General features: G+C 73.8%; 15 protein-coding genes. 9 read left to right on the forward strand and 6 right to left on the reverse strand.

Translation table 11 applies throughout. The features are described 5' to 3' along the window. Both scpA and ON36_RS15285 read right to left on the reverse strand, forming a co-directional pair. Positions 1-2,206, reverse strand: a 2,206-nt coding sequence (gene scpA, locus ON36_RS15280) for a methylmalonyl-CoA mutase (RefSeq protein ID WP_043653190.1), incomplete at its 3' end; no start/stop codon positions are given. Further along, positions 2,206-4,077 (reverse strand): methylmalonyl-CoA mutase family protein, encoded by a 1,872-nt coding sequence (locus ON36_RS15285; protein ID WP_052314023.1) that lies wholly within the window; start codon positions 4,075-4,077, stop codon positions 2,206-2,208. The genes ON36_RS15285 and scpA, both read right to left, overlap by 1 nt. Before the next feature lie 180 nt (positions 4,078-4,257). On the opposite strand from ON36_RS15285, the gene ON36_RS15290 reads away from it, so the two are divergent. The 7 genes from ON36_RS15290 to ON36_RS34730 all read left to right on the forward strand — a co-directional run bounded on the left by ON36_RS15290 (position 4,258) and on the right by ON36_RS34730 (position 11,457). Beyond that, positions 4,258-4,941, forward strand: a complete 684-nt coding sequence (locus ON36_RS15290; protein WP_085999627.1) for a TVP38/TMEM64 family protein — start codon at positions 4,258-4,260, stop codon at positions 4,939-4,941. Positions 4,942-5,391: 450 nt separating this feature from the next. After that, the gene (locus ON36_RS15295) at positions 5,392-6,816 is read left to right on the forward strand and encodes a condensation domain-containing protein (RefSeq protein ID WP_083885161.1); all 1,425 of its coding nucleotides are present in this window, start codon (positions 5,392-5,394) and stop codon (positions 6,814-6,816) included. A gap of 6 nt (positions 6,817-6,822) precedes the next feature. Then, complete coding sequence (locus ON36_RS15300; protein WP_052314024.1) at positions 6,823-8,067, forward strand: glycosyltransferase; 1,245 nt, start codon at positions 6,823-6,825, stop codon at positions 8,065-8,067. Then, positions 8,064-9,020, forward strand: a complete 957-nt coding sequence (locus ON36_RS15305) for a daunorubicin resistance protein DrrA family ABC transporter ATP-binding protein (protein ID WP_043653199.1) — start codon at positions 8,064-8,066, stop codon at positions 9,018-9,020. The genes ON36_RS15300 and ON36_RS15305 overlap by 4 nt, the downstream gene beginning before the upstream one ends. 14 nt (positions 9,021-9,034) lie before the next feature. After that, positions 9,035-9,856 carry an ABC transporter permease gene (locus ON36_RS15310; RefSeq protein WP_083885157.1) on the forward strand — a complete coding sequence of 274 codons (822 nt, stop codon included), beginning with the start codon at positions 9,035-9,037 and terminating at the stop codon, positions 9,854-9,856. Positions 9,857-9,867: 11 nt separating this feature from the next. Beyond that, positions 9,868-11,253 carry an amino acid adenylation domain-containing protein gene (locus ON36_RS15315; RefSeq protein ID WP_043653200.1) on the forward strand — a complete coding sequence of 462 codons (1,386 nt, stop codon included), beginning with the start codon at positions 9,868-9,870 and terminating at the stop codon, positions 11,251-11,253. A gap of 36 nt (positions 11,254-11,289) precedes the next feature. Further along, complete coding sequence (locus ON36_RS34730) at positions 11,290-11,457, forward strand: hypothetical protein (RefSeq protein WP_157224881.1); 168 nt, start codon at positions 11,290-11,292, stop codon at positions 11,455-11,457. A gap of 12 nt (positions 11,458-11,469) precedes the next feature. Here ON36_RS34730 and ON36_RS15320 read toward each other — a convergent pair whose 3' ends face one another. Next, complete coding sequence (locus ON36_RS15320; protein ID WP_043653202.1) at positions 11,470-12,150, reverse strand: TetR/AcrR family transcriptional regulator; 681 nt, start codon at positions 12,148-12,150, stop codon at positions 11,470-11,472. Between the two features lie 96 nt (positions 12,151-12,246). On the opposite strand from ON36_RS15320, the gene ON36_RS15325 reads away from it, so the two are divergent. Both ON36_RS15325 and ON36_RS15330 read left to right on the forward strand, forming a co-directional pair. Then, positions 12,247-13,527 (forward strand): lipase family protein, encoded by a 1,281-nt coding sequence (locus tag ON36_RS15325; RefSeq protein WP_043653205.1) that lies wholly within the window; start codon positions 12,247-12,249, stop codon positions 13,525-13,527. Then, positions 13,521-15,182: an AMP-binding protein gene (locus ON36_RS15330; protein WP_083885159.1), complete on the forward strand. Its 1,662-nt coding sequence runs from the start codon at positions 13,521-13,523 to the stop codon at positions 15,180-15,182. The genes ON36_RS15325 and ON36_RS15330 overlap by 7 nt, the downstream gene beginning before the upstream one ends. On the opposite strand, the gene ON36_RS15335 is transcribed toward ON36_RS15330, so the two are convergent. From ON36_RS15335 to ON36_RS15345, 3 genes are all read right to left on the reverse strand, one after another. Beyond that, positions 15,176-16,783 (reverse strand): copper resistance CopC/CopD family protein, encoded by a 1,608-nt coding sequence (locus ON36_RS15335; RefSeq protein ID WP_043653207.1) that lies wholly within the window; start codon positions 16,781-16,783, stop codon positions 15,176-15,178. The two genes, ON36_RS15330 and ON36_RS15335, sit on opposite strands and share 7 nt — an antisense overlap. 94 nt (positions 16,784-16,877) lie before the next feature. Beyond that, the gene (locus ON36_RS15340) at positions 16,878-17,138 is read right to left on the reverse strand and encodes a hypothetical protein (RefSeq protein WP_157224882.1); all 261 of its coding nucleotides are present in this window, start codon (positions 17,136-17,138) and stop codon (positions 16,878-16,880) included. Between the two features lie 11 nt (positions 17,139-17,149). Further along, positions 17,150-17,801, reverse strand: a 652-nt coding sequence (locus ON36_RS15345) for a YcnI family protein (RefSeq protein WP_043653223.1), incomplete at its 5' end; no start/stop codon positions are given.

Raw genomic sequence — 17,801 nt, forward strand, 5'->3', positions numbered from 1 at the left:
GGTCGATGGCCGCGTCGGCGATCACGGTGCCGGGCGGGAAGATCGCCGCCGCGCCCGCCTCGTACAGCTCGTCGAAGTCACCGGGCGGGATGACACCGCCGACGATGACCATGATGTCGGGGCGGCCGACATCGGCCAGTGCCTGCCGCAGGGCGGGCACCAGCGTGAGGTGGCCCGCGGCCAGGGAGGAGACGCCGACGATGTGCACGTCGTTGTCCGCCGCCTGCTGCGCGACCTCCTCGGGGGTCTGGAACAGCGGGCCCACGTCGACGTCCATGCCGAGGTCGGCGAAGGCGGTGGCGATCACCTTCTGGCCGCGGTCGTGGCCGTCCTGGCCCATCTTGGCGACCAGGATGCGGGGACGACGGCCCTCGGCCTCGGCGAACTCGGCGACCAGGTCGATGGCCTTGCTGATGTTGCTCACCTTGCCCGCCTCCTCGCGGTAGACGCCGGACAGGGTCCGGATCTCGGCCTGGTGGCGGCCGTAGACCTTCTCGAGCGCGTCGGAGATCTCGCCGACCGTGGCCTTGGCGCGCGCGGCGGCGATGGCCAGGGCGAGCAGGTTGTTCTCCATGCCGCCCTCGGTCGAGGCGGCGGCGCGGGTCAGGTCGGCCAGCGCGGCCTCGACGGCGGCCGGATCACGTTCGGCGCGCAGGCGTTCCAGCTTCTCGATCTGCTCGGCGCGCACGCGCGAGTTCTCGACCTTGAGCACCTCGACCTGCTGGTCCTCGGCGACCTGGTACTTGTTGACGCCGATCACCGGCTGCTGGCCGGTGTCGATGCGGGCCTGGGTGCGGGCCGCGGCCTCCTCGATGCGCAGCTTCGGGATGCCTTCGGAGATGGCCTGGGCCATGCCGCCGTGCGCCTCCACCTCGGCGATGTGCGCGCGGGCGCGCTCGGCGAGCTGGTGGGTCAGCCACTCCACGTAGTAGGAGCCGCCCCACGGGTCGATCGGGCGCGTGGTGTTGGACTCCTGCTGGATGAGCAGCTGGGTGTTGCGGGCGATGCGGGCGGAGAAGTCCGTGGGCAGCGCCAGGGCCTCGTCGAGGGCGTTGGTGTGCAGCGACTGGGTGTGGCCCTGGGTCGCGGCCATCGCCTCGATGCACGTGCGCGCCACGTTGTTGTAGGCGTCCTGGGCGGTCAGCGACCAGCCCGAGGTCTGCGAATGGGTGCGCAGCGACAGCGATTTCGAGCTCTTGGGCCCGAACTCGCTCACCAGTTCGCTCCACAGCAGCCTGCCCGCGCGCAGCTTGGCGACCTCCATGAAGAAGTTCATGCCGATGGCCCAGAAGAACGACAGGCGCGGGGCGAACTTGTCCACGTCCATGCCCGCGGCGATGCCGGCCCGGATGTACTCCACACCGTCGGCGAGGGTGTAGGCCAGCTCCAGGTCGGCCGTCGCGCCTGCTTCCTGGATGTGGTAGCCGGAGATGGAGATCGAGTTGAACTTCGGCATCTCCGCGCTGGTGTAGGCGAAGATGTCGGAGATGATCCGCATCGAGGGCTTGGGCGGGTAGATGTAGGTGTTGCGGACCATGAACTCCTTCAGAATGTCGTTCTGAATGGTTCCGGCCAGCTTGTCGGGGGTGACGCCCTGTTCCTCGGCCGCCACGACGTAGAGCGCCAGGATGGGCAGCACCGCGCCGTTCATGGTCATCGACACCGACACCTGATCCAGCGGGATCTGGTCGAAGAGCTGGCGCATGTCCAGGATGGAGTCGATGGCCACGCCCGCCATGCCGACGTCGCCCTGCACGCGCGGGTGATCGGAGTCGTAGCCGCGGTGGGTGGCCAGGTCGAAGGCGACCGAGAGGCCCTTCTGGCCCGCCTGCAGATTGCGGCGGTAGAAGGCGTTGGAGTCCGCGGCGGTGGAGAAGCCCGCGTACTGGCGGATCGTCCACGGCTGGTTGACATACATCGTCGGGTACGGGCCGCGCAGGAACGGCGCGACGCCGGGCACCGTGTCGAGCGGATAGCCCTCGGCGACGACGGCGTCCCGGTCGGCCTTGGTGAACACCGGCGGCACGTCGATGCCCTCGGGGGTCGACCAGGTCAGCTGGTCGGGGGTCGCGTCGTTGGCCGCGGCGGCCGCGGCGACGAACTCGCTCACCTGCGCGGCGTCGACCGCGGCGGGCTCGGGCGCCCGCTCGGTCAGCGGCACCTCGGCGAAACTGCCGACGATGTGCTCGATCTCGGATGTCGTCATCAGGCTCCCACCTTCTCCAGCAGCGCCGACAGGGTCGCGACCGCGTCGATGCGCGCGGTCAGGAACCCGTCGGGTCGCTGCTCGCCCGCCACGTCGGCGACGGCCTTCTCCGGGCCGGCGAGCAGGACGGTCTCGATTCCCGCGCCGCGCAGTTCGGCGACGGCCGCGCCGGCCTGTTCGCCGTAGCGGGCGTCGGATCCGCACAGCACCGCGATCGGCGCGCCGGACTCCTTCGCCGCGGCGGCGATGTCGCCGGGGGCGAGCGGTCCGCGCTGCACCGCTTCGATGCCGCCGGACGCGAGGAGGTTGGCGGCGAAGATGGTGCGGACGTTGTGTTCGGCGACCGGGCCCAGCGGCACCAGCAGGGCGGTGGGCCGGGCGCCGTTGGCGGCCAGGTAGGCGTCGGACCGGTCGCGCAGGGCCTCGAAGGCGGCGCCGTAGCGGACGGTCGGGCCGGGCTGCCTCGCCTGCTCGGACAGGGCGGGCTCGGCCAGGTTCGGGAACTCGTTGACGCCGGTGACCGCCGTGCGGCGGTGGGCGATGTCGGCGGCGCGGGCGGCGGCGGTCGCGGCGATCCGCTCGGCCAGCAGCCCGGAGGTCCGCGCCGCGGTGTAACCGCCCGCGGCCTCGAGTTCCTGCATGAACTCCCATGCCTTGGCGGCCAGGGCGGCGGTGGCGTCCTCGATGTACCACGAGCCCGCGCCCGGGTCCTGGACGTGGCCGAGGTGGGACTCCTCGAGCAGCAGCAGCTGGACGTTGCGCGCCATGCGCTGCGAGAACGACGCGGAGACACCGAGTTCGCCCGGCGGCAGCGCGGAGTCGAAGGGGGCGACCAGCACCGAGTCCGCGCCGCCGACACCGGCGCCGAAGGCGGCCAGGGTCGTGCGCAGCAGGTTCACCCACGGGTCGCGCTGGGTCAGCATGGCCGCCGAGGTCACCGCGTGCTGGGGGGCCGCGCCGAAGGCGGGCGCCCCGCAGACCTGCGCCACACGGGCCCAGAGCTGCCGGGCCGCACGGAACTTCACGATGGTGGCGAACTGGTCGTCGGTGGCGGCGAAGCGGAACTCCAGCTGCCCGAAGGCCTCGGCGATGTCGACGCCGGCGCCGGTCAGCAGGCGCAGGTACTCGAGTCCGGCGGCCACCGCGGCGCCGACTTCCTGGGCGTCGGCCGCGCCCGCGTCGTGGAAGGCGGTGCCGTCGACGGTGAGCGCGCGCACGGTCTCCGCGCGGGCGGCGGCCCGCTGCGCCAGGGCGACGGCCTCGTCCGGGGTGACGTCCGGGGTACCGGCGAAGGCGCTGGTCAGCGGGGCGGCGCCGAGACCGGCCCGGATCCGCGCCCGGTCGGCGAGCTCGTAGGCGTCCAGCGCGGCGAACAGCGCGTCGGCCGCGGCGGTCGTGTCGGCGCCCGCGGCCAGGGTGACCGGCGCGAGGTCGAACAGGACGCCGTCGAGGGCCGCGCCGATCTCGGCGACGGGCAGGCCGCCCGCGCCCACGGTCAGGACGAGGGCGCTGACGCCGTTCTCCAGTCCGGTCAGGATCGCCTCACGGGTGGCGGCGCCGGTGGACTCCCCCGCGGCGGCCGCGACGAACCAGCCGCGCTGCGGATCACGGGTGGCGTCGCCGCCGCGCACGTAGGGGAAGGCGCCCGGCAGCGGCTGCTCGGGCAGCTCGTCGCGGCGCGTGTACAGCGGCGCGACGGTGAGGCCGTCGTAGGTCGTCTCATCGAGCAGATGCTCGGGCTCGGCGGGCAGATCGGCGGGCTCGACCCGGCGCGCCTTCGCCAGCACGCCTGCCACACCCTTGCGCCACGCGGCGTATTCGGGCACCGGATCCGGCGCGATCCCCGCGCCCGATGCTGAACCATTAGGCATAGCTGCTGTTCTCTCTTCCACTTCTCGTCGACCGCACCCCGGTGTACTGCCGCTCCCGGGAGATCCGCGCCGCAGCGCGCATGCCTCGGTGAACCAGGACACGTCCGGTTCTCCTCGATGCTAACGATGTGCCCGAGGCCGACAAGCGGCGCGGGGCGTACCGGCCGGTAGGCTTCGCCGGTGGCCCGACTGTTCCGCAATCCCCGTATCCTCGCGATCCTCGCGGCGGTCGCGGCGCTGTTCGCCGTCGCGGCGGTCGTGCCCCTGCCCTCACCTGAGGCGATCCGGAATTGGGCCGGTGCGTCGGGTCCCCTGCTGCCGGTGCTGTTCTTCCTCTTCTACGCCGTCGTCGCGGTCGCGCCGGTACCGCGGACTGTGCTCACCGTCACCAGCGGGATCCTGTTCGGCCCGCTGCTCGGCGGGTCGCTGGCGCTGGGCGCGAGCGCGGTGGCGGCGATGCTCGCCCTCGGCGGCGTGCGCGCCCTCGGCCGCGAGCGCGTGGCTCCCCATCTCACCCATCCCGCGGTGCGGGCGGTCAACGAGCGGCTGGCCCGGCGGGGCTGGCTGGCCGTCGCCTCGCTGCGGATGATCCCGGTGGCGCCGTTCTCGGTGGTCAACTACTGCTGCGGGCTCTCCTCGGTCCGTCCGCTGCCCTACCTCGCGGCGACCGTACTCGGGTCGGCGCCGGGCACCTTCGGCACCGTGACCCTGGTCGGCTCCCTCACCGCCGACACCGACCCGGCCATGCTGCTCGTGTCGGGCGGATGCTTCGCCCTCGGCATCGTCGGGCTGATCATCGATGCGCGCTGGCCGGTTCCCGAGACGGCGGCCCGCGAACCGGCGGACAGCCCCGCGACTGTCTGAGTCGGCTATGGCAACGTGGCGAAAGCCATCCGCTATCACCGTCATTCATCACACATCGCTATCACGGTGCGATCACACGCCGCGTATCCGTGACATTTCCCGATCACGCACACGTCATTGCTGTTACAGAGCCCCGAATTCCGGGGGGCGTGGGCGTGCCGGGTAATTTTTCGGAAAAGTGTCGTTTCAATGCGCGAAATTCCGCGAGGACATAGGTTGACCACCAGACTTGTGGTCTGCCACAATCTGAAAGTGATCCACTTCACATAGTTGGTCCGCCGACGTACCAACTCTCAGAGTTATCTCAGAGTTATAGACTCCGAGTAGCCCAGGGTTCGCCGGCTCCATCCAAGTAGGGGATCCCAAGCACCGCACGGCGGCGCAGCCCGCGCCGCCGATCCCCCTTGTTCGTCTGCCGATTTCGGCATGTTCTTCCCTGAGGTGACCGGCATGGAATACACCCACCTGTCCGAATTCCGGATCCGCTCCGGCGATCTGACCATCTGGACCCCCGAAGTCACCGATCCCGCGTCCTGGGCCGACGACGATCGCGCCCTGGCCAGCGTGCACACCCAGTACCTGGGCTTCCTCGACCCCGCCGACCCGCGACCGGGCAAGGGCCGCTGGATCGGCACGATCTTCGAGATGGACGCCCCGCTCGACGCGGCGGCCTGGGCCCGCACCCTCGAGCTGTGGCACGACCGCCACGAGGGCTTCCGCACCACCGTCGCCCCGCTGCCCGGCGGCGACTACCACCGCATCACCACCGCACCCGGCACCGTCCGGGTGACCGGCGCCGCGGTCGCCGGCCTCACCGACGGCGACGCCATCAACGCCTACCTCGAGGAGGCGTGCGAGCTGCGCCTGTCCGCGCTGACCTGGCCGCACCTGCTGGTGGCCACCGTCGCCCACGACACCGCCGACTTCACCGTGCTCGTCGGCGCCGACCACTCGGTGCTGGACGCCTACTCCCAGGCCGTGCTCATCCTCGAACTGCGCACCCTCTACACCGCGGTCACCACCGGCGGCGAGATCCGCGACTCGGCCACCTTCGGCAGTCCCGCCGACTTCGCCGCCATCGAGCGCGCCGCCGCCGAGGAACTGACCCCCGACTCCCCCGCCGTCGGCGTCTGGCGCGACTTCCTCGGCGAGCCCGGCTCGCCCATGCCGCGCTTCGGCGCCGAGCACGTCGTCGAGCTCGAGGGCGAGCACGCCCAGCCCAGCGTCTCGCGCACGGTGCTGAGCCTCGAGCAGCTCGAGGAGGTCGAGGCCGCCCTCGACCGCGTCAAGCACCGGCTCTCGGTCACCGTGTTCGCCGCGCTGGCGATGGCGACCCGGGAGGTGTTCGGCGAGAACCGGTTCCGCACGGTCATGCCGATCGCGACCCGCCCCGACCTCGAGTGGCTCGAGTCGATGGGCTGGTTCGTCAACGTCGTCCCCGTCGACATCACCCTCGACCCGGGCGCCGACATGGGCGCGGCGCTCGACGCCACCCGCGCCGCGCTCAAGCGGGCCCACCTGTGCAACGACGCCTCCTGGGGCCGGTCGCTGGCCATGGTCGGCGCGCTGTCGGGCCCGGTCTACGGCGCCTCCTTCCTCGACATCCGCATGCTCCCGGACTACGAGCTGGTCGCCGACCTGCGGGGCCGCACGCTGCGCGCGGTGTCCTACTCGACCGACGAGGTGTACTTCTGGGTCGTGCGCGGCCCCGAGGGCCTGTACGTGTCGACCCGGTACCCGGCCGGTCTGCCCGCCGAGATCATGGACGCCTTCCTGGCCGAGTTCGCCCGCGCGATCTACGCCGTCACCGCTCTGGCCGTCCCGGTCGCCGACGCGGCCGCCGAGAGCGCACCGGCGGCCCTGAGCGCGAGCTGATCGCCGATGCGCGCACTGCTGGCCTTCACCGGCAGCCGTGGTGATGCCCAACCGGGCATCCTGCTGGCCCGCGAGCTCACCGCTCGCGGGCACGCGGTGACCCTCGCGCTGTCGCCGAACCTGGTCGGTTTCGCCGCCGGGCACGGGATCGAGGCGATCGGATTCGGCTGGGACAGCGCGGAACTGCTGCGCACCCAGCACGAGGACCGTCGCTTCCACAGCCCGGACCCGCGCCAACGGCTGCGGGCGGTGCTGGATCTGCAGCGCCGCGGGGTCGCCGAGGCCGTCCGGGACCTCGTCGACGTGGCGCCGGGCCACGACGTGATGGTGACCGGCATGGCCGGCGAGGAGGCCGCCGACGCGGCCGCCCGCCGTCACGGGTTGCCGCTGGCCGCGGTGCACTTCTTCCCGATCCATCCGTGCCGGTCGATCCCGGTGGTCCCGGCCGCCTGGGGACCGCGCGTCCCCGGCGCCCTCAACCGCCGGATCTGGCGGGGCCTGCGCTGGGCGCGGGACACGGCCCTGGCGGGCACCCTCGCCCCGTACGCCGCGTATCCGCCGGTGCCGCAACGGGTGTCGATCCAGGCCTACGACATCGATCTGTTCCCCGGGCTGGCCGCCGAGCTGCCCGCGCGGCATCCGGTGACCGGTTTCCCCGTCGACCGCGACGGGGTGCTGCGCGGCGCGGGCGACGCCGAACTCGACGCCTGGCTCGACGCGGGTGACGCGCCGGTGTACGTCGGTTTCGGCTCGATGGCCGTCGACGATCCGGCCGCCCTGGTGCGCATGCTGCGGGAGGTCTGCGCGCGGCGCGGCACGCGGCTGTTGCTCGCCTCGGGGTGGGCCGGGATCGCCACCGGCTACTCCCCCGAGGTGGCCGTCGTGGAGCAGGTCGACCACGCCGCGGTGCTGCCGCGCTGCGTGGCCGCCGTGCACCACGGCGGGGCGGGCACCACCGCCGCGGCGCTGCGTGCCGGTGTCCCGCAGGTCATCTGCTCGATCCAGGCCGATCAGCCCTATTGGGGCCAGGCCCTGCGCAGGCAGGGCCTGGCCGCCACCCTGCCCGCCCGCGACCTGACCGCGGCGCGGCTGACCGGCCTGCTCGACCGGGTCGGCGAGCCCGACCTGGTCGCGCGGGTCCGCGCCTACGCCGCCGCGTTCGGCGACAAGGGCGTGGCCCAGGCCGCCGACCAGGTCGAGTACCTGGCCCAGCACGTGTCCCACGAACTACCCGCCGGGAGGCCGCTGTGAGTACCGATATCGCCATCACCACCGCCGGGCTCGGCAAGTCCTTCGGCGACTTCCGCGCGGTCGGCGCGATCGACCTGAGTGTCCCGGCGGGCACCGTGTTCGCCGTGCTCGGCCCCAACGGCGCGGGCAAGACGACCACCGTGCGCATGCTGGCCACCTTGCTGCGCCCCGACCGCGGCCACGCCGAGGTCTTCGGCTACGACGTCGTCCGCGACGCGGTGGCGGTGCGCTCGATGATCGGGCTCACCGGCCAGTACGCCTCGGTCGACGAGACCCTCACCGCCACCGAGAACCTGCGCCTGTTCGGCCGGCTGCTCGGCCTGTCCCGCCGCGCCGCGGCCGACCGCGCCGCCGAACTCCTCGACGAGTTCGAGCTGTCGGCGGTCGGCAACCGCGGCGTCGGCGCGTTCTCCGGCGGCATGCGCCGCCGCCTCGACCTGGCCGCCACCCTGATCACCGATCCGCCGCTGATCTTCCTCGACGAACCGACCACGGGCCTGGACCCGCACACCCGCGAACGCATGTGGGGTGTCATCCGCGGGCTGGTCGCGCGGGGGGCGACGGTGCTGCTGACCACCCAGTACCTGGAGGAGGCCGACGCGCTGGCCGACCGGATCGCGGTGATCGACCGCGGCAGCCTGGTCGCCGAGGGCACCCCGGCCGAGCTGAAGGCCTCGATCGGCGACCAGGTGCTGCGCCTGGACATCCCCGACCCCGCCGATCGCCGCCGGGCCGAGGGGCTCATCGCCGACCTCACCGGCGACGTGCCCGAGGGCTCGTCGGCCGGGACGCTGACGGTGGGTCTGCGCGACGCGGACCTGGGCGCCGACATCGTGGCCGCCTGCCGGACCGCCGGGATCACCCTGCGCGGCTTCGCGGTGGACCGACCCGACCTGAACGAAGTCTTCCTGGCGCTGACCGGGCACGCCGCCGACCGCGCCGACGCGGCCTGAGGAGAGAGCTCTCGATGACGCTGACCACCGAGTCCACGCAGGCCACCCGGATCGCGCGCACCCCGCGGATCACCCGGGTCGGTCCCCTGGCCGCTCTGCACCAGTCGCTGATGATGGCCTGGCGCGGACTGCTCACCTTCCGACACTCCCCCCAACTCCTCTACGACGCCATCCTGCTCCCCATCGTCGGCCCCATCCTGTTCGGCAGCATCTTCGGCACCGCCATCGCCGGCAGCATGCAGAACTACCTACCGATCATGATCCCGGGCGTCCTCGTCCAGATCGTGCTCACCTCCTCCGTCGCCACCGGGGTCTCACTGTCCGAGGACATCCGCTCCGGCGTCTTCGACCGGTTCACCGCCATGCCCATCGCGCGCTCGGCGCCGGTGGCCGGGGCGCTGCTCGCGGGTGCCGTGCGGTATCTGATCGCCGCGGTCACCGTCGTGATCGTCGGGTTCTGCATGGGTTACCGCCCCGAATACCCGGGCGGCTTCGTCGCGGGCGCCGCCCTGGTCGTCTTCGCGACCACCGCGATCAGCTGGCTGTTCGCCTTCATCGGCGCCCGGATCGCCAAACCCGCGGCGGTGCAGGGCATGTCGATGCTGGTGCTGACCTTCCTCGGTTTCGCCTCCAACGCCCTCGTCCCCGAGCAGGCGATGCCGCGCTGGATGCAGCACGTCTCCGACCTCAACCCCGTCTCCTACCTGGTCTCGGCCGTGCGCGCCCTCGCCGATCACGGCACCGTCGGCGCCGACGCCTGGTGGTCGCTGGTGGCCTCGCTGGTCGTGGTCGCCGTCTTCGCGCCGCTGACCGTGCGCACTCTCCGTTCCCGCTGAGGAGTTCCTTCGTGACCGTCACCTCCCCCGCCCCCGCGGTCCGCACCGCGCAGGCCGGCCTCAACCGCATCACCGCCGACGACGACCTGTTCTACAAGCTGCACAGCCTGTATCCGAACGCCATCGTCAACCAGCTCGCCTACCGTTTCGACGCCCCCGTCTCGCGGGAGTTCCTCGAGCGCTGGCACGCCCAGCTGGCGACCGGGTTCATCGCCCGCCGCATCCGGCCCACCCGGTTCCCGGTCGCCCGCCCGCACTGGGAACCCGCCGAGGAGTCGCTGCCCCTGCGGTACTCCGAGGTGCCCGTGCCCGAGGACGGCATCCTCGACTGGTTCCTCGCGCAGGGCGATGTCGAGTTCGATCCCGAACGCGGCCTGGTGTGGCAGCTCGCGGCCGCCCCCCTCGCCTCGGGAGGCATGCTGGTCACCCTGGTCGCCTCGCACGTCGTCTGCGACGGCGGCGCGGCCATGCACGCCGTGATCGACTCCCTGACCCGGGCCAACGCCGGGTTGCCCGCCGACCGTGCGCAGAGCTCCGGCGCGCTGGTCGGTCCGGTCGCCGGCGCGGGCAAGCTGCGCGCCGACCTCGCCGACGCCGTCCACCAGCTGCGCGCCGTGGCCCGCGGCATCCGGCTGGCGCGCCGGTCGCGTGGGCTGCGCGAACCCGAGCGCAATCCGCGGCCCGCCGAGCCGCGCCTCGACCACGCCCCGACCTGGCGGGCCTCCGACGCCGTCGTCCAGGTCGACCTCGCCGAATGGGAGGCGGTGGCGAAACGGCACGGCGGCACGACCAACGGCCTGCTCATCGGCATCGCCGTCGGCGTCCTCGGCCGCAGCGGGCGCCTGCCCGACGGCGCCGACATCCGCGTCGACATCCCGCATTCGCTGCGCGAGGAGAACGACCGCCGCGCCAACGCCACGACCGGCCTGCCGATCGCGGTGACCTACCGGGCGGGCGCCCGCGCCGACCTGCCCGCCATCCGGGCCGCGCTCAAGGCGGTCGGGCAGGCGTACGGCAGGCCCGAGACCATCCCGCCCATCCAGCACATGCAGCCCGCGCAGATGTTGCTGCCCAAGGCCGTGCTGCACAAGTTCGCCCGCACCGCCAAGGCTCCGGAATGCCTGTGCACCAACATGGGCCGCACCGCGCAGAACATCGCCGTCCTCGACGGCCAGCGGGCCCGCGACGTGATCATGCGCCCGGTGGTCAACCCCGCCTCGGTCGAGCTGTTCCGCACCGTCGAGGTCGGCGTCAACCTGGCGTTCTCCTGCGACGACGACACCGCGACCCTGGTCGTGACCGGCGGGGACCCCGACCGCTTCCCCGACCGCACGGCCCTGAAGTCGCTGCTGTCGGCCGAGTTCGCCGACTGGGGCCTCACCCCCCGCTTCTGGTGAGCGACCCGGCCCACGCCCCGCGGCTATCGTGGAGGCGTGGGCATCATGGGCGAGCTGTTTCCGGGACAGAAGCTGCGCGACGAGGGCAGCGAGGACGGTGACGGCCGAACCCACCGCCCGCGCGTCGACGTCGATCTCGACGCGGGCGTCATCCGGCTGACGCGCCCCGCGACGCGGGCCGAGGACCCCGGCACCGAGCGGTGACCTGTCGCGGCCCTAGCGGGCCAGCGCCGCGATCCCCGCGTGCACGACGCGGGCGAAGGTGGTCAGGTCGGTGACGAGGCTGTCGATGTCCTCCTCGCGGGCCGGCGTGTGGTGCAACCAGTCCGCGACGGTGTCGAAGAGCCCGCCGACGGTCGACACGGCCAGCGCCCGGGTGTCGAAGCCGGGATCGCCGGCGACGATTCCCTCACGGCGCCACAGGTTCTCCAGGAACTCCGCGGCCCACCGGCGATTGGCGCGGCGCTGGGCCTCGACCCGCGGGGAGATCCCGCTGGCCTCGCCGAAGGTCACCGCGGCCACGCGCGGATCGTCGACGAGGGCGTGCGCGAAGGCGGCGATCACCGCGGCGGGCGCGTCGTCGCCCGGGCCGACCTCGGCCAGCGCCCCGGCGACGTGGTCCTGGATGCGTTCGCTGATCAGCTGCAGCAGCGCCAGATAGCAGTCCTCCTTGCTCGCAAACTGCTCGTAGAACGCCTTGTTGCCCACGTAGGCCGTCTGGGCGATCTGCTCGATGGAGGTGCCCGCGAACCCGTCGCGGGCGATGAGCTCGAAGGCCGCGTCCAGCAGTTGCGCGCGCCGGCGGGCGCGCCGCTCCTCGGCGTCGAGGCCTTGGATGCGCCGCCCGCGGGGGCCGGAGGACCGAGCTGTGTCGAGGGAGTGATCGGGAGCCGCCACACGCCCACGATACCCACCGGGGCAAAAGTAACAAGCCATCTTGTTCAGAACAAGGCAGCATGCTGTAATCGGGATCACCCCATCGAAGGAGTCGCCATGCAACGACGCGCGGCCGGTCACCGTCCTCTCCGCTCCGCCTTCCCGGCCCTGCTGGCCGTCGTCCTCGCCGCCGCGGCGGGTCCGGCCGCGGCCGACGACATCCCCCTCCCGCCGCTGCCGAACGAGGCGCAGGTCTACCCCGCGGTGGTACCGCTGCCCACGCCCGACCGCGACCCCTGGTACGACGACCCCGCCGATCTCGACCGCCTCGCGCCCGGCGACGTGGTGCGGACGCGGGTGGTGCAGACCACTTCCCTCGGCCTGCCGGTGCCCGTGCACACCACCCAGGTCCTCTACCGCAGCACCGACGCCCTCGGCGGCGCGGCGGTCACCGCGACGACGGTGCTCGTGCCCGGCATTCCCTGGCTCGGGCCCGGGGCGCGGCCGCTGATCTCCTATCAGGAGGCCATCGATTCGCTGGGGCCGCAGTGCAATCCGTCCTACACACTGCGGGCCGGGGTGCAGAAGGAGATCGCGATCATGGCCCAGTTCCTCGCGGCGGGCGCGGTGGTCGCGGTCCCCGACTTCGACGGCAGGAACAACGCGATCATGTCCCCCGGCGAGGGATACGCGGTGCTCGACGGCGTGCGCGCCGCGCAGCGGGCCGGGCTGGGACTCGAGCAGGCACCGGTCGGCCTGTGGGGCTACTCCGGCGGCGGGAACGCCACGGCCTCGGCCGCCGAGAAGCACGCCCGCTACGCGCCGGAACTCGACATCCGCGCGGCCGCGGCGGGCGGCGTCCCCGGCGACAAGGTCGCGATCGCCCCCTACGCGATCTCCGGGGCGCAGCCGCAGGCCAGTTTCACCGGCTGGCTCGCGGTCCTCGGGCTCGCCCGCGCCTACCCCGAGTTCGACCGGCTGGTGCGGGAGAACCTCACCCCCGACGGCGCGCGGGTCGCCGCGGACCTGAGCACCCGCTGCCTCTACACCGTCGTGGCGACCACCCTGCTGCGCCCGATGGCGAACCACCTGACCGACCCGTCGATCCTCGATCATCCGGTGGTGCGGAACGCGCTGTCGGAGGCCAGCTTCGGGCATCCGGAGGACACCCCGGACATGCCCCTGCTCGCCTGGCATTCGACCACCGACCAGCTGCTGCCCGCCGAACTCGCCTTCGACGGCATCGCCCGCGCCTACTGCGAGCGCGGGGTCGACCTGCGCTACTTCCGGGTGCCCGCCACCGAGCATCTCAGCGCCGAGATCGTCCCCGAGCTCGGCACGGTGGCCTGGGTACTGGCCGTGGTCGCCGGTGCGGACCCGGGGCCGCGGGTATGCTGAGCGCCCCGCACACCCGCGCGGCGGTGACCGCCCGTCAGCTGTCCGTGCTCCAGCGCGCGGGCCTGATCGATCTGCGCAGGCCGGTATCGCTGCTGCGGCAGTCGTTCTCGGTCCGGCGGCTGGGGCCGATCGCGGGCGGCCTCCGGGAGTCGGCCCGCCGCACGCCCGACCGGATCGCGCTCGTCGACGCCGACGGCGCCTACACCTATCGCGAGCTCGACCACCGGGCCGGGGTGCTCGCGGCCCGCTGGCGCGCCGCCGGCGCAGGACCCCGGGACACGATCGCGGTCCTGGCCGCCGACACGGTGCGGCTGGTCGCGACCATGGCCGCCGCCGCGCGGCTCGGCGCCCGGCTGGTGTTGCTCAACACCGGTTTCGGCGGCGAGCAGGTGCGGCAGGTGTGCGCGCGGGAAGGCGTGACCGCGCTGGTCACCGATCCCGGCCTGCGGGGTCTCGCGGCCACCGTGCCCGCCTCGGTGCCCCGGCTCGACGCCGAGCACCCGGTCGGGACCGCGGAGCACCGAATGCCGCGGCGCCAGGGCGGTTTCGTCCTGCTGACCGGCGGCACCACCGGCACGCCCAAGGGCGCGCCGCGCCGCGTCGAGTCGCCGCTGGCCGGCGCCCAGTTCCTCGATCGCGTGCCGTGGCGCCGGGGCGGGACCGTGCTGCTGTGCGCGCCGCTGTTCCACGGCACGGCGCTGTCGCAGTTCGTGCTGGCCCTCAACCTCGGCGCCACCGTCGTGCTGCACGGGCGCTTCGACGCGGAGCGCGCGCTGGCACAGCTCGCCGAACACCGGTGCGACATGGTCGTTCTCGTGCCCACGATGCTGCGCCGCATCCTGGATCTCGGTCCCGCGTGCCTGGCGCGCCACGACACCTCGGCCCTGCGCGTCGTCTTCACCGCAGGCGCGGCGCTGCCCGCCGCCCTCGGCGACCGGGCGATGGCGACGTTCGGTCCCGTGCTCTACAACTTCTACGGCTGCACCGAGACCGGCACCGCCACGGTGGCCACCCCCGCGGACTGGGCGGCCGCCCCGGGCACGGTCGGGCGCCCGCCGGTGGGGATCACCGTCGCCCTGTTCGACGAGGTCGGGCGCCGCGTGACCGAGCCCGGCCGGGTCGGCACCGTCCACGTCGGCAACACCCTGGCCTTCCGCGGCTACTCCGGCGGCGGCACGAAGGCCGTGCGTGCGGGCCTGATGAGCACCGGGGACCTGGGCCACGTCGACGCGGCGGGCCGGCTGTTCGTCGACGGCCGCGACGACGACATGATCGTCTCCGGCGGCGAGAACGTCTTCCCCGGCGAGGTCGAGGACCTGCTCTACCGGCACCCCGCGGTGACCGAGGCCGCGGTGCTCGGCGTGCCCGACGAGGAGTTCGGCGCCCGCCTCGCGGCGGTGATCGTCCGGTCGGGCCCCGTCGACGCGGCGCAGGTGCGCGAGTTCGTCAAGTCCCGGTCGGCCCGGTTCAAGGCGCCCCGCGACGTGGTGTTCGTCGCGGAGCTCCCCCGCACCCCGACCGGCAAGATCGATCGTCGCGCGCTGGGCGCGCTGCTCGGAGCCGGGCAGGGACCCGCCGGGACAGTCGCCGTCCGCGACGAGAGCGGCCGGGACGGCGCGCCGCGGACGGGAGAGGGCACCCCGCGCGCTCAGTAGACCCGGTACGGGATCGTGGCGGTGTGGGCGGTCAGGCGGTCGACCGTGACGGTGACGCGGAGCTTCCACTCGCCGGGGCCGGGGACGCGGGTGGTGGCGGCGAAGAAGTCGGGGGCGCGGTCGGGCGGCGTGACGCGGCGGACGTCGAGCTCGAGCGGGACGTCGCCGTCGGCCCTGGTCAGCCGGGCGGCCAGGTCACGGACCTCGAGGGCCGCGCCGGTGTGATCGCGGAGGTGGACGGTGAGCTCCTGCTCCCCCGCCTTCGCGCCGTCGATGTCGAGGACGGCGGTGACCTCACCGAGCGCGAGCGTGGCGTGCCAGGGCGGATCGTAGGTGTCACGGGCGGGGGCGGTGCCGGACAGGAGCGCGCTGACGAGCAGGACGGCACCGACGGCGGCGGTCTCGGCGCGGAGCCATCGCCGGGCCGGGACACCGGGCCGCGCGCGCAGATGCCGCCGGATCAGCCCGCCCACAGCCAGCGCCGCCGCGACCGATCCCAGTTTCAGCAGCAGCAACCGCCCCCAGCCGGTATCCCACAGGGACGCGACGGGGTCGACCGCGCGCCACGCCTGGACCGCCCCGGTCCCGGCGAGCACCGCGACCGCGCCGAGGGCCACCGACGCGAACCGCCGCAGCGCGGGGGTCTGATCCCGGCCGCGCCAGAGCAGCAGCGCCGCGACGAGGCCGCCGCCCCAGACCGTCATCGCCGCCAGGTGGACGACGGTCACCACCACGGCGAGCGCGGGATCCGGCGCCGCGACCGCGTGCCCGGACACCGCCACCGACACCACGATCAGCACCGCCGCGCACACCCCGGCCGCCCGGTACCCGCCGCCGGCGAGCACGACCCGCGACGCCGTCTCGGCGGGCCGGCCGCGCCCGCCCAGGGCGAGCACGAGCAGCATCCCGCCCAGGACGCTGCCCAGCGCGGCCAGGCCCGTGCCGGAGGTCAGCGCCGACGACCAGGTGCCGGGATCGGTCCAGCCCGCCGCGCCCGCGAGCCTGCCCGGGGTGAGAACCAGCTCCGCCGCGGCGGTCGCGGTGACCAGGACCGCGCCGACGAGACCGAGTTGCCGGACCGGTGCGCGCGGGGCCGGGCCGCAGATGGCCACCGCCACCGGCACGCCGAGACCGAGGACGATGCCGAGGTAGCCCAGGGCCGAGAGCAGACGGACCATGGTGTCCAGCGCGGCGAGCAGGGGGTCGGGGTCCGGCGCGCGCACGGTGGTGTCGGGCGGGGTGCCCACACCGAAGACGCTGGATCCGCCGATGGTGTGCCCGTCGGCGGACAGCACCACCCAGCCGAGCAGGTAGGTGCCCTCGGCAAGGCCGGCGGGGAGCGCGGCGCGGACGGTGCGATCCCCGTCGGCGTACCGCAGGTCGCCGGTGGCGACCCGCTCGCCGTCGCGGCCGAGCACCGTCAGCCCGCCGGCCGCCACGGTGACCGGCTCGTCGAAGGTGACCGACACCTCGCCCTGACCCGGTTCGAGCACGGTGCCGTAGGCCGGCCGCGTCCCCACCGGATTCGCGTGCGCGGCGGCGCGTCCGGCGCCCGGCCAGGCGAGGGCGACGAGCAGGGCGAGGGTCAGCAGGGCGAACACGCCCCACCGGCCTGCGCCTGTCTGGTGGACGCCGGCGGGCGGGCTCCCGGCACCCGGGTTCCGCGCCGGGGCCGACCGGGCGCCCGGCGGGAGGTCACCCACCGAGGAAGGCCATCCAGGTGAGGGTCGAGACGGCGAGCGTGTCGGGCCACGCCGGGTCCGTCCGCGCCGGAACGCCCGGCGTGCCGGTGCGATGGGCGGCGTGCGCCCGCGCGTCCGACAGCGCCCACAGCGCCGCCAGATCGTCCGGGCCGGTGATCTTCCGCAGACCGCGGCCGCCGGGCCGCGCCCCCGCGGCGAGGTGTCCGCGCAGCGCCCGCGCCCATCCCGTCCAGCCGCTCCGTGATCCGCTCATGGTCGTCACCGTCACGCCGTCCGTCCGCGAGGCCGCCCGCGCAGGACCGCGATACCGGCCAGGACGAGGGCGGCGATCGCGACGCCGAGGGCGGCCGGGCCGGTCCACCCCCGCGGCGCGGCGGCCGTGGGGGCGGCGGGGGTGTCGTGTCCGTCGCCGTGCGCCGCGCCGGTCAGCCGGATCCGGGGCGCGGGCCGGTCGGCCTCGGTGCCGTCGTGGCTCTGCTCGATCCAGGCGGCGACGGTCCCGTCGCTGTAGGTCTGGCGGGTGGGCAGCGTCAGCACGCCCGAGGCGGGGAAAGGGCCTACCAGAAGCCGGAATTCGCCGAACTCGCCCGGCGGCACCGAGACCCCGTCGCGGGCGGTGAAGGTCACCGCGGTCACCGCCTCGTCGATCGTCCGTCCGTGACCGTTGTCGATCGGGGCGGCCAGGCGGGTCTGCCGGAGGGTGGCGGTCCACCCGGGCGTGGTCTCGGCGCGGACGACGGCGAGGGGGTGGTCGTCGGGCAGGTCGATCTCGAGGCCGACGGTCCCCGCCGTCGCCGATTCCGTCGGCACCCGCAGCGTGACGACGGTGTAGGCGCCCGGCGCGGCGTCGGGGGCGACCGCGGTGACGTGGGCGGTCGCGGGGCCCGCCGCGACCACGGGGGCGGCCAGCGCGGCG

Origin of the sequence: Nocardia thailandica NBRC 100428, assembly GCF_000308795.1 — a bacterium.
Classification (GTDB): Bacteria; Actinomycetota; Actinomycetes; order Mycobacteriales; family Mycobacteriaceae; genus Nocardia; species Nocardia thailandica.